The organism is Vibrio sp. 1167 (assembly GCF_033340375.1).
GTDB lineage: Bacteria > Pseudomonadota > Gammaproteobacteria > Enterobacterales > Vibrionaceae > Vibrio > Vibrio alginolyticus.
On record NZ_JAWOWK010000001.1, the window covers coordinates 210,475 to 221,658 of the forward strand.

Annotated in this window: 11 protein-coding genes; 7 read left to right on the forward strand and 4 right to left on the reverse strand. The window is 44.5% G+C overall.

Features of this window, described 5'->3' with window-relative positions; genetic code table 11:
- The first annotated feature begins 82 nt into the window (after positions 1-82).
- Together R7Z78_RS00975 and R7Z78_RS00980 are read left to right on the forward strand one after the other, a co-directional pair.
- Positions 83-961 carry a LysR family transcriptional regulator gene (locus R7Z78_RS00975; RefSeq protein ID WP_005375568.1) on the forward strand — a complete coding sequence of 293 codons (879 nt, stop codon included), beginning with the start codon at positions 83-85 and terminating at the stop codon, positions 959-961.
- A 176-nt stretch (positions 962-1,137) separates the two neighbouring features.
- On the forward strand, positions 1,138-2,031 hold the full coding sequence (locus tag R7Z78_RS00980) for a cation diffusion facilitator family transporter (RefSeq protein ID WP_005389400.1): 894 nt from the start codon (positions 1,138-1,140) through the stop codon (positions 2,029-2,031).
- Between the two features lie 151 nt (positions 2,032-2,182).
- Here R7Z78_RS00980 and yddG read toward each other — a convergent pair whose 3' ends face one another.
- Positions 2,183-3,085 carry an aromatic amino acid DMT transporter YddG gene (gene yddG / locus R7Z78_RS00985; protein WP_042521459.1) on the reverse strand — a complete coding sequence of 301 codons (903 nt, stop codon included), beginning with the start codon at positions 3,083-3,085 and terminating at the stop codon, positions 2,183-2,185.
- Positions 3,086-3,205: 120 nt separating this feature from the next.
- Here yddG and R7Z78_RS00990 point away from each other — a divergent pair, with 120 nt between their 5' ends.
- From R7Z78_RS00990 to R7Z78_RS01010, 5 genes are all read left to right on the forward strand, one after another.
- The gene (locus R7Z78_RS00990; RefSeq protein WP_017634379.1) at positions 3,206-3,355 is read left to right on the forward strand and encodes a hypothetical protein; all 150 of its coding nucleotides are present in this window, start codon (positions 3,206-3,208) and stop codon (positions 3,353-3,355) included.
- Between the two features lie 12 nt (positions 3,356-3,367).
- On the forward strand, positions 3,368-4,018 hold the full coding sequence (gene elbB, locus R7Z78_RS00995; protein ID WP_017634378.1) for an isoprenoid biosynthesis glyoxalase ElbB: 651 nt from the start codon (positions 3,368-3,370) through the stop codon (positions 4,016-4,018).
- Positions 4,019-4,351: 333 nt separating this feature from the next.
- Complete coding sequence (gene yiaY / locus R7Z78_RS01000) at positions 4,352-5,500, forward strand: L-threonine dehydrogenase (RefSeq protein WP_104976509.1); 1,149 nt, start codon at positions 4,352-4,354, stop codon at positions 5,498-5,500.
- Between the two features lie 149 nt (positions 5,501-5,649).
- Positions 5,650-6,726, forward strand: a complete 1,077-nt coding sequence (locus tag R7Z78_RS01005) for a PQQ-dependent sugar dehydrogenase (protein ID WP_104976508.1) — start codon at positions 5,650-5,652, stop codon at positions 6,724-6,726.
- 142 nt (positions 6,727-6,868) lie between these two features.
- Positions 6,869-7,483 carry an HAD family hydrolase gene (locus tag R7Z78_RS01010; protein ID WP_005375585.1) on the forward strand — a complete coding sequence of 205 codons (615 nt, stop codon included), beginning with the start codon at positions 6,869-6,871 and terminating at the stop codon, positions 7,481-7,483.
- A gap of 108 nt (positions 7,484-7,591) precedes the next feature.
- Here R7Z78_RS01010 and R7Z78_RS01015 read toward each other — a convergent pair whose 3' ends face one another.
- The 3 genes from R7Z78_RS01015 to R7Z78_RS01025 all read right to left on the reverse strand — a co-directional run bounded on the left by R7Z78_RS01015 (position 7,592) and on the right by R7Z78_RS01025 (position 10,847).
- The gene (locus R7Z78_RS01015) at positions 7,592-8,071 is read right to left on the reverse strand and encodes a Dps family protein (RefSeq protein ID WP_033906834.1); all 480 of its coding nucleotides are present in this window, start codon (positions 8,069-8,071) and stop codon (positions 7,592-7,594) included.
- A gap of 300 nt (positions 8,072-8,371) precedes the next feature.
- On the reverse strand, positions 8,372-10,372 hold the full coding sequence (locus R7Z78_RS01020) for a methyl-accepting chemotaxis protein (RefSeq protein ID WP_104976507.1): 2,001 nt from the start codon (positions 10,370-10,372) through the stop codon (positions 8,372-8,374).
- 121 nt (positions 10,373-10,493) lie between these two features.
- On the reverse strand, positions 10,494-10,847 hold the full coding sequence (locus tag R7Z78_RS01025; RefSeq protein WP_033906832.1) for a hypothetical protein: 354 nt from the start codon (positions 10,845-10,847) through the stop codon (positions 10,494-10,496).
- Between the last annotated feature and the right edge of the window lie 337 nt (positions 10,848-11,184).

The window sequence follows — 11,184 nt, forward strand, 5'->3', positions numbered from 1 at the left end:
TTTCGATAATCTTTCATGGCTTTGGGAGCGCATCTGCATAATACCCAAATTATTTGAATTCATTTATTGGTTGTGTCAAATCATGAACTTAACTCAAGTAGAAGCCTTCTGCACCATCGCTGAGTGTGGTTCTGTTTCTGAAGCGGCAAGGCAACTCGACTGCAATCGCACCAAACTCAGCATGTCGATTAAGGCATTAGAGAAAGATCTCGACGTTGAATTGTTTAACCGAACTGGCAACCAGCTCACCCTCTCTGAAGCTGGGAAAGCCATTTACAAAGATTGCGAACACCTACTTATCATCGCACAACGGGTCAGAAAGACCTGCGCTCAAATCTCGGAAGGGTTTAACGCGGAAGTTTGGGTAGCACGTGACGACTCCTTACCTGATGATCTCTGGCAAGAATTATCTCATACATTGAATAACCGCTTTCCTTCAACAACCTTCAACTTAATCTTGGCATCCAGTGGCGACTTAGCCAACTTGGTCAGTACCCACCAAGTAGATTTTGCTTTCGGCGTTGATTATGAGCGAGTAGACGATCCTCGTATCGTATATAACCCTTTAGGTAAGATACGTATGATGTCAGTATGCAGTGTAGAACACCGCCTAAGTAAGATGCGCCGTGTCTCAGACGAAGATCTACGTAGTCAGATGCAAGCACTAATGGTGTACCTAAATGAGAAAGACAACCCTGAACTGCAACCTTTCTCGACTCGATATATTGGTTTTTCGAGTTTTGACTACATGCTGAACACCATCTTAGAAGAAGACGCTTGGGGCGTGCTTCCTGAACCATTAATCCGCCATTACCTTCGTCAGCAGAAGCTCGCCGTTATCAAACACACATACGGATTGACGCAAGAAGACTACTGTATGTTTTCACCTAACGGCCATACTGAGCATCCTGCAATGACGTGGTTAGCAGATAAATTGAGCGAGTATTTATTTGACTTCTAAACATTTTATCAGTGAGCGTCAATTTTACTGACACCAAAAAACCACAGTAAGCCGTTGTTTTATAAGAATATAAATAAAAGCGCAATTTTTTAGATTAGTTACTGGTCACTTTGTGGTTGCCTAAATTACCTTATGAGCGAAGAATAGTAAGGTATTAAAATTCAAAGGCATCTTTTATGTGTGACAGGACAAGCAAAAACGAAAACCGTATTCTAACCATTTCAGCCCTTTTGGCATCTGGGTTCGCTGCTGGTGGTATGGTACTTGGCTTGCTTGTAGGCTCAATTGTCATCGTGTTTGACGGTGTTTACTCTTTGGTCAGCTTACTGTTAACTTTATTGTCACTGGCCGCTTCTTACTATATTAACAAACCTTCAAAATCTGTATTCCCATTTGGAAAAGCGGTCTTAGAACCAATCGTTATTGCGATAAAAGCAGCCGTCATTTTAGTGGTTGTAAGCTTCTCTCTCTACTCTGCGATATCAGCATTGATGTCTGGAGGTCGCGAGGTCGATGCTTCTATTGCGACCTTATTCGGCATCGTGAATGTTATCGGCTGTGGTTACGCTTGGTGGTTTATGGCGAAACGCAGCCGCCGCTTCTCATCAGGCTTGATTGAAGCGGAGAAAAAACAGTGGCAAATGGATACTTTGTTGAGTGTGGCGGTGACCGTAGGATTTATCTCGGCTTGGGCTGTTTCACTAACGCCATTTTCTGAGTATGCAGTATATGCCGACCCCATGATGATGGTTTTAATGGGCTTTTACTTCCTCAAAGTACCGTTCGATATGCTAGTAGGTGCCCTACGTGAACTACTAATGATGACACCAAGCAAAGAGCTGTGTCAGAGCGTTGGCAAAGATGTTCTTGAGATTGAAAAAGTGACTGAGCATCAATTGAAACTGGCTGGCGTAACGAAGGTGGGCCAAGAGCTACGAGTAAATGTGGACGTACATATTGATGACGACACATTGGAGCTTGATACACTAGAGCACACTCGTAAGCAGCTTATCAAGCGACTGTCGAAGCACAGATTCAAGCTTCAACTACACTTGAACGTCGCTTATTAGAGCGCCACCAAAGAGCCGTTAAAACTCAATAAAAAGCTCCCAATCTCGGGAGCTTTTTTAATTTTTTCGATTTAGTTGCTTCGTATTCGAATACAGCTCGCAAGGGAGATCTGTTCGTTGCTCACTTAAATTCTCTGATCTCGTTGGTAACTTACCCAGCCGCTTCGCGCTTCTCTTTGGTGACTAACCAACACATCAGCGAGCCCACCGTTACCATCACAACGCCCTGCCAAAAACTATGGCTCAGAGTTACGCCAAGAATAATGGAAGAAAATAAAGCGGAAAAAATGGGCGTGAAGTAAGACAAGGTGGCGAGAAAAACCATATTGCCGCCAACGATCGCGATATTCCATAAACCATAACCACCAGCCATTAAAGCCGCAGAAGCCACTAAGTACCCCATCGCTTCCCAACTGAATGTCATTGGTGGCTCATCCGTAAACGCATATTTGACCCAAAGCGAAACAGCTGTTGCAATGAAAAACAGGGTAATCGCATTATGTTTAGATTGCTGCCTTTGGGTTAAGTTGCAATAAAAAGCCCATATAACCGCGCCAGCGAAAGCCATAAAATACACCAGAGGGTTACTACTAACATTGGACATGATCTGAGTTATGGATAAGCCATTCTCACCGCTCACAGTCCAAGCAACCCCAACAAACGCCAGCGTAACTGCGGGATAAAGCAACCAGTTTGTTTTTTTATTGCTGCCAAGGACCGCAAATAAAACCGTCAGTGCGGGCCAAAGGTAGTTGACAATCGACACCTCAATTGCCTGCGCGCGCGAGTTGGAATATCCCAAAGATAGAGCGAGAAATATTTCATAGCAGACGAACATCGCACCACCAAGCACAAGATACTTGGGAGAAAAGTAAGACAACTTTGGAATACCGACCACGATAAGAAGGAAAACAGAGCTAAGAGAGTACAACATGGCTGCCCCGCCTACAGGACCTAAACTCTCCGTAACCAACCTCGCGATGCCAAGCAGACAACTCCAAGAGAGAATTGCGATACAACCATAAAGTGTGAAACGAAATTGCACTGATTTCATGTGACCTACCACTCACGAATGCCAAAGGAAACGTCAGCTTAACTCAAAAATGATCAGGTTCAACGTACTGTTTTATAAAAATCAGTATAAAAATCATTCTATTAAGCCGTTGGAGTTGATATGAAACATTTTCTGCCCTCTAGTGTTATGCTTACACCCTTTGTTGTGCGCTACTATGATGAAGATGACAACGAGAGTGAAAACGTTAAAACACATTCGGAAACGCATGGTCTAGATAGCGAAGAGCAATCTAAGGAACGTTCAGAGTAAAGGAATCAAAACATGAAAAAAGTCGCAGTCATTTTAAGTGGTTCAGGCGTTTACGACGGTTCTGAGATCCACGAAGCAGTGTTGGCGCTCTACGCCATCGAGAAGGCAGGTGCAACTTGGCACTGCTTTGCACCTAACATTGACCAACTCCACGTCATCAATCACCTAACTGGTGACGAAATGGATGAAACACGTAACGTATTGATCGAATCAGCTCGTATTGCACGCGGAAATATTGACGATGTCGCCAAACTTAACGTCGATGAATACGATGCCCTACTGCTTCCAGGTGGGTTTGGTGCCGCGAAAAACTTAACCGACTTCGCTGTTTCGGGTGCGGAGTGCTCCATTAACACACACGTAGCTCAAGCTTGTCGCGCGTTTGCTAATGCGAAAAAACCAGCTGGCTATCTGTGTATTTCTCCTGTCATTATTCCGATGATTTATGAGCAAGGCGTGAAAGGAACGGTAGGCAACGATGAGGCAGTCTCAATAGCATTTAATCAAATGGGCGGTGAACACACCACGTGCCCTGTCGAAGACATCGTTTTTGATGAAAAACACCTCGTACTTTCAACCCCTGCTTACATGTTGGCAGAGAATATCTCTCAAGCGGCTTCAGGTATCGAAAAGTTAGTATCAAAACTGATTAAAATAGCTTAATTATTAGTAGTTAGCTTATAAAACACTTCCCTATCCCCATTGATAACTAAGTTATTAATGGGGATTTTTTATACTTTAGTCGAATTTAGAGATATATCCGCGTCAGAAGTCAATTTCTGCCAATCGTTTGCGTCCATAGTTTCATATTTGTTCTACTTTATATCAGTGTTGCACTTATACGCAGTGCAACAAGATCACTGTCACAGTTTTTCTCTTGCAAGTACCTCTAAGTGGGTAAACTTGCTTTAGATCAACTTCAATCTGGAAACGAATGTGCGACAGTAAATGGCAAATTAAGAAAGATTATTAAAAATAACGACGGAGCTATCCAATATGACAAGTGCATTTTTTATCCCTACGGTAAACCTAATGGGCGCTGGTTGTTTGAAAGACGCAGCAGACAGCATCCAATCTCAAGGCTTTAAAAAAGGTTTGATCGTTACGGATAAGATCCTTAACCAAATCGGTGTAGTCAAACAAGTTCAAGACCTTCTCACTGAGCGCGATGTAGCAACCGTTGTGTTTGATGGCACTCAACCAAATCCAACTATCAGCAACGTTAACGACGGCTTAGCACTTCTTACTGATAACGAATGTGACTTCGTTATCTCTCTAGGCGGCGGTTCACCACACGACTGTGCGAAAGGTATCGCGCTTGTTGCTTCTAACGGCGGCAAAATCGCAGATTACGAAGGCGTAGACCAATCTGCAAAACCAATGATGCCACTTATCGCGATCAACACGACGGCGGGTACTGCATCTGAAATGACGCGTTTCTGCATCATCACTGACGAAGAGCGTCACATTAAGATGGCTATCGTTGATAAGCACACAACACCGCTTATCTCGGTAAACGATCCAGAGCTAATGCTCGCTAAACCTGCTTCGCTAACTGCGGCAACAGGTATGGATGCCCTAACTCACGCGATTGAAGCTTACGTATCTATCGCGGCAACACCAATCACTGATGCAGTAGCAATCAAAGCGATTGAGCTTATCCAAGCTTACCTACGCACAGCAGTGAAAAACGGTGAAGATCTAGAAGCTCGTGAACAAATGGCATACGCACAGTTCATGGCGGGTATGGCGTTCAACAACGCTTCTCTAGGTTACGTACACGCAATGGCACACCAGCTAGGTGGTTTCTACGACCTTCCACACGGTGTTTGTAACGCGATTCTTCTACCTCACGTACAGCGTTACAACGCGCAAGTATGTCCTGAGCGTCTACGTGACGTAGCAAAAGCAATGGGCGTAAACGTAGAAGGCATGTCTGCTGAAGAAGGTGCAGCGGCAGCAATCGACGCTATCGTTATTCTAGCGAAAGATGTGGGTATCCCAGCAGGTATTAAAGAGCTTGGTGCGAAACTAGAAGACATCCCAACACTAGCAGACAACGCACTGAAAGACGCTTGTGGTTTCACTAACCCTAAACAAGCAACTCACGAAGAAATCTCTAAGATCTTCGAAGAAGCGATGTAATCTCGCTACATAAACAATTCTCTAGCCTTAATTCAATCCCCGATCTCGTATCGGGGATTTTTTACATTCATATACAAGTGAATCTCTGCCAAACATAGTCTTTTAGTGTTAGCTTTTAAGTATTAACACGATTCATATTGGAAGGAACCATGAGAACGATTGCTGCTACCCTACTCGCTTGTTTATCCTTTTCTGCCAACACTGCCGAATACCACGCCAACGAAGTGGCGAGTGGATTTCAGATCCCTTGGGGGATCGAGTTCTTAGATAATCAACGCGTTATCGTCAATCAAAAGAACGGTACGGTTTCGTTGCTGGATATCACCACAGGCAAACCTCAAAAGCTGTTTAACGTCCCCAATGTGAACACCAGTGGACAAGCTGGTTTATTGGATGTTGCACTCGCACCGAATGCCGATAAGCAAAACCCGCAACTCTTCTTTACCTACAGCAAGCGCACGAGTAAAGGCAATACGGTGGCGTTAGCGACGGCGCAATTGCAAAACAATCAACTTGTGGGTTGGAACGATCTCTTTGTTGCTGATGCCATCACCGACACGGGTCGCCACTACGGCAGTCGAATTTCATTTGTAGACGATAAAGTTTACTTCTCAATCGGTGACCGTGGCGAACGCGATAATGGCCAAGACACTCAAACCCATGCTGGCAGTATTGTGCGCCTTAACCTTGATGGTTCGGTTCCGCAAGACAACCCATTCAAACCTTCCCAAGCTCGTCCTGAGATATGGAGTTACGGGCACCGCAACCCACAAGGTATGTTTTACGACGAAGCAACAAAACAGCTGTGGTCGATTGAACATGGACCACGCGGTGGCGATGAAATTAATCTAATCAAGAAAGGCGCGAACTACGGCTGGGCAAAAGTCTCTCATGGTAAAGAATATTGGGGACCGTTGGACGTTGGGGAAGCTAAGTCGTTACCGGGAATGGAAGATCCCACGCTGGTATACGTCCCTTCTATCGCGCCCAGTAATATGATTTTGTACCGTGGTGATAAATACCCAGAATTGGACGGGAAAATCCTCGCAGGCGCATTGAAACTGGCGCACATCAACGTGGTTTCTATTGATAATGGCAAGCTCACCGAATCAAAAAGATTGATGGAGAGTCTTGGAGAGCGAGTAAGAGATATAACCATCAGCCCCGATGGCTATATCTACTTTTCTACCGACAGCGGCAAAATCTTTCGTCTTGAGGAAAGGTAATCAAACACTAAAATCGTTAAGACTATTTAATTTGTGACGTACTAGTGATTTATTTTCGTACAATCTAAGCAGAAGAATCTAAACTTAACAATAACCTTTTGTTTTTTAAAACGATAGTTCGGTTAAGTTGTACGAGGTCATTATGATTCCATTCCCTTTACAGCTCGATAAAATTAAAGCCGTGGTGTTTGATTTAGACAACACCTTGGTGAGTTCTGATATGAACTTCGGCGAATTGCGACAACAGCTAGGTTGTCCGCAGAGTGAAGATCTATTGGATTTTGTCGACGCACTTGAGCATCCTCACCATAGAGAGCACGCTCATAACGTGATATTTGATTACGAGATTTCTGATGCTGAGCAGTCTGCTCCAATGATTGGCTGCCATGAATTACTCGCCCACTTGCATCAAAATGAAATCAAAACCGCTATCGTGACGCGCAACTGTCAAATCGCCACGCAGCGCAAACTAGAACACAACCAAATCTCAGTGGAACGAGTCATCACTCGTGAATGCTTCCCGCCCAAGCCAGACCCTTTGTCTCTTCAGGTATTGGCGAAAGAGTGGCGTTTGATGCCTGATGAAGTGCTTTATGTCGGCGATTACCTTTACGACTTACAGGCAGCGTATAACGCACAGATGCCCTCTTGCCTTGTTCATCACGGTAATCAAGAAACTTTCAATGATTCAGCCTCGTTGGCGCTTAATGAACTCAGCGATTTATTGAGCCATTTCCAATCCTTACCACGCAAATAAAGCACACATATAAAATACGCAAACAAAAAAAGGGGCACCAACGTGCCCCTTATGACTTATTCCCGATTGTTTCATGCGTTCCCAAGGATTGCTTGGGTGATGCGCTGCTTAGCCTTGTAGGTAAGCGTTAAGCATCCACATTAATTTTTCTTGCTCACGGATGTAGTCACCCATCAATGCCGCTGTACCTTCGTCATCTGCTTCACCCGCGTTTTGTAGAATCTCACGCTGTTTTAGAAGTAGAACGCTAAAGCCTTGAACCAGACCTTGTACACACTCCTCACCAGAAGTCGCGTTTTGATGTTCTTTAATTTCACTTGCTTCCAAGTAGTTGCTGAATGAGTGCGCTGGCGTATGACCCAAAGTTAGAATACGCTCTGCAAGCTCATCGATTTTTGTTTGTAGATCAGTGTAAATCTCTTCAAATTTTACGTGCAGTTCGAAGAATTGCGCACCTTTAATGTTCCAGTGGTAACCGCGAGAGTTCATGTACAACACTTGGTAATGCGCTAGCAGTTGATTTAACTGTTGAGCTAGTTGTGCTGATTGTTCGCTGTCTAGACCAATTAGGCTTACTTGTTTGTTCATAATGTTGCTCCTAGAAGGATGATACCAATCGTAGTAACGAACTATTCTCTTACCGGGATTGGTATAAAGTTTAAAAATTCTTTTGCAGTATTTGCTGCCGATGGAGTCATATTACGACTCTGACTCGGTGAAGAAAATTTGGTTTTAGCTATGATTTAAATAGCCAAATCCAATGAGCAAGCAGACGAATATCGGCGTATCATCCAACAAAAAGCCCCAATCTTTTTTGTGTAAAAAGAATTGGGGCTTTTTTACTATTTGGTTAACGTTCAAAAGTAGATGAACAGACGTAAACCTTATCTATGCCGTTTTGAAAGTTGCCATCTGTTGATTCAGCTCAGTAACTTGCTCTTTTACTTGCAATGATGTCTCTGATGCACGTTGGCTGTTATTCGAAACCTCATCCACTGATTGAGTTATATCGGACATCAATCCAGTGATCGAGTTGGTCGCATGAGATTGCTGCTCTGCCGCTGCCGCAAGCTCTGCCATTTGTTCATTCAAAGAACCAATTTGTTCAGTAGTGACGAGCAAACGAGTTACCGCTTTTTCAATGTGCTCAGCGCCCTGCTCCGCAAGTGATTGGCTGTGTTCAATCTCCTCAACCACCGAATTGGTCGAGCGTTGAATCGCGTTGATAATGCCGTTGATTTCTGTCGTCGATTGAGTAGTGCGAGTCGCTAACATACGTACTTCATCCGCCACAACTGCAAAGCCTCGTCCTTGGTCACCCGCACGCGCTGCTTCTATCGCGGCATTCAGTGCCAGTAAGTTAGTTTGTTCTGCCAAACCTTCAATTACTTCCGTCACTCGACCAATGGCTTCGCTCTCTTTGCTTAACTGCGTCACTTGTGTACTCGCGGTTTCAATGCTGCCGTGCAAGCTTTCCATGGTGACTTTGTTTTGCTCTAAAGCATCACGACCTTGTTCAATCTCACCTTTTGAATCAGAAAGCTTCTGCACCGATTGATTGGCTTGATCTAGAGTGTTACGCGCGGCTAAAGCGATTTCATCCAGTTGGCTTCCCATTTCAACAATGCTGGTCTGTTGCTGTTCAACATTCGATGAAGTGACTTGCGCCGATTCCAATAAAGCCCCCATGCTGGTATCCACTTGGTGCGCTTTCTCACTCACCCCTGCCACGATGCTCGCTAACGATTGGTTCATGCGGTTAATCGAATTGGTAAGGTCTGCCAATTCATCTTTCCCAACAACAGTTAACGGAGGCTGAGAAACATCTCCTGAAGCGATCGTCTTGGCTCGCTCCGATAAGTTTTTCACTCGGCGACCAATGGTATTGCCCATGTATTTTGAAATCGCTACTGCGGCAATCAAAACCAATGCCGCAGCAATCAACATAGTGGTGAGTACGTTCTTGATCGACTGATTAATACCCTGTCCACTTTGATCAGCACGACTTTGCTGAGCCAATACGATCGTTTCTAAGCTTTGGTCTAGTGCATCCGCTGCTGGCAACAGTTCGTTCGCCATCAGCAAGTTTGATTCGTTCCACTCTGGCGACTGACGCAATGCAATTACCTGCTCTGCTAAAGGAAAGTACAGTTGCTGCATTTCCTTAAACAGTGACCACAATGATCGGTCGTTATCAGTAAGCCTGTCGAGTTTGCTGTCGATTTCCGCCACAGACTGATTGTGGTACTTAATCAAGTCGTGGTATTTGTCCAGATGATCTTGCTGACCGTACAACAGGAAATCTCGCAGTGCAGACAGTGCATTGGCGAGCGAGGTATAGCTGTCGGCATAAACTTTGAACAGACGTTTTCTGTCTCCACCGAATGGGTTTCCTGACTCTTCGTTGATTAAGCTTTGAAGCTGGTCAAGTGCCACTTCTGCAATGGGTGCCGCTTCGTTAATAAAGAGGTTGTGTGCGGGTAAGTTCTCATCACTGTGGCTAAGTTCAATCAGCTTGTTTAGAGAAACTTTTACCGCGTCCCACTGGCTTTGGATCGCTTGAAAATCCTGTTCAGAGATCAAAGCCTGCAAAGTCGGAAGCGACTCGTCTGTAGATGCCATGATATTGCGAACGTCCTCACTCAGACGTGCGCTCGCCTCTTCATCGCCACCTAGCAACATGTAGGCTCGAATAGAAGACAGTGACGCTTGAACGGACTGTTGTATACCGCGACTGGTGTCGACGGTCGGTAAATCGGATTTAAGTAACGAAGAGGCGTATTGCTCTACGGTGGTGACGTTGCGATACGTGAATACCGCTGATGCCATAAAAAGTACGGCTAGCAGCACAAAACTGAGCTGCAACTTCCCTGATATCGTAAGGTTCATCCATAAACTCCTGACAACGATGAGCCTTAAATATAACGATGTTTACAAAAATGTTAAATACAGGTGTCAAAAGTTACTAAGAAAACCATGTAAACCACTATTTTAAGCCTATAAATAGGGCTTATTCGAAGTATGGTATGCGCTCACTACGTAAAATCAGATAATTAACGTAAGTCGTTTCTAAGCAGTCTTGCTCCCACAATGAAAGAATCCGCTTGGTGGCAAAGTAGTAATCTTTATTACGCAATAGCACGCCCACCGTGCGGCTGAGCTGCTCAAAGCGCTGTTGCTCATTAGCAGAGATGTCATTATCCTCATTTTCAATGATGGGCGCCAATCCATCGGCAAACCAATTGTTCAGAATTTCACGCATTTCTAGTTCTGACTCCGGCACATCGATACTCGACAACTCTCGATGCTGTGGTGGTGGCACTATGTACTTCGATGCTTTTGGCGAACTGACATAACGGTACATGTCGCTCCTCCTTGTAAATGACTCTTATACCCAAGTGACTTCAAGATGCAGGATTCAGAGCGTTGCCATTGATTCGGGGTCAAGGAAAACAACGCAGCGTAATAGTCAGCTCTTTCCAAGTTGTTTGACACAGAAACCGAGTCAATGACACGCTCCCGAAGGGCGAGCTGTCTTGGTTTGTATACTTTGTTGTCGATTCTTGATTTAGACCCACTAGACCTTTAAATCGCCGCCGCGTCTACAAACCAAGCCATTCTCGCTGAACCTAACATCTCGAGGTTACTTGGGTATAAACTAGCTAAGAATACTTTTTTCAATTTCCAAGTTTTTTTCTACA

Bases quoted from the DNA above. Each gene is read 5' to 3' on its own strand.
- R7Z78_RS00975 (WP_005375568.1), top strand. From the start codon at position 83: ATGAACTTAACTCAAGTAGAAGCCTTCTGCACCATCGCTGAGTGTGGT.
- R7Z78_RS00980 (WP_005389400.1), top strand. From the start codon at position 1,138: ATGTGTGACAGGACAAGCAAAAACGAAAACCGTATTCTAACCATTTCA.
- yddG (WP_042521459.1), bottom strand. From the start codon at position 3,085: ATGAAATCAGTGCAATTTCGTTTCACACTTTATGGTTGTATCGCAATT.
- R7Z78_RS00990 (WP_017634379.1), top strand. From the start codon at position 3,206: ATGAAACATTTTCTGCCCTCTAGTGTTATGCTTACACCCTTTGTTGTG.
- elbB (WP_017634378.1), top strand. From the start codon at position 3,368: ATGAAAAAAGTCGCAGTCATTTTAAGTGGTTCAGGCGTTTACGACGGT.
- yiaY (WP_104976509.1), top strand. From the start codon at position 4,352: ATGACAAGTGCATTTTTTATCCCTACGGTAAACCTAATGGGCGCTGGT.
- R7Z78_RS01005 (WP_104976508.1), top strand. From the start codon at position 5,650: ATGAGAACGATTGCTGCTACCCTACTCGCTTGTTTATCCTTTTCTGCC.
- R7Z78_RS01010 (WP_005375585.1), top strand. From the start codon at position 6,869: ATGATTCCATTCCCTTTACAGCTCGATAAAATTAAAGCCGTGGTGTTT.
- R7Z78_RS01015 (WP_033906834.1), bottom strand. From the start codon at position 8,071: ATGAACAAACAAGTAAGCCTAATTGGTCTAGACAGCGAACAATCAGCA.
- R7Z78_RS01020 (WP_104976507.1), bottom strand. From the start codon at position 10,372: ATGAACCTTACGATATCAGGGAAGTTGCAGCTCAGTTTTGTGCTGCTA.
- R7Z78_RS01025 (WP_033906832.1), bottom strand. From the start codon at position 10,847: ATGTACCGTTATGTCAGTTCGCCAAAAGCATCGAAGTACATAGTGCCA.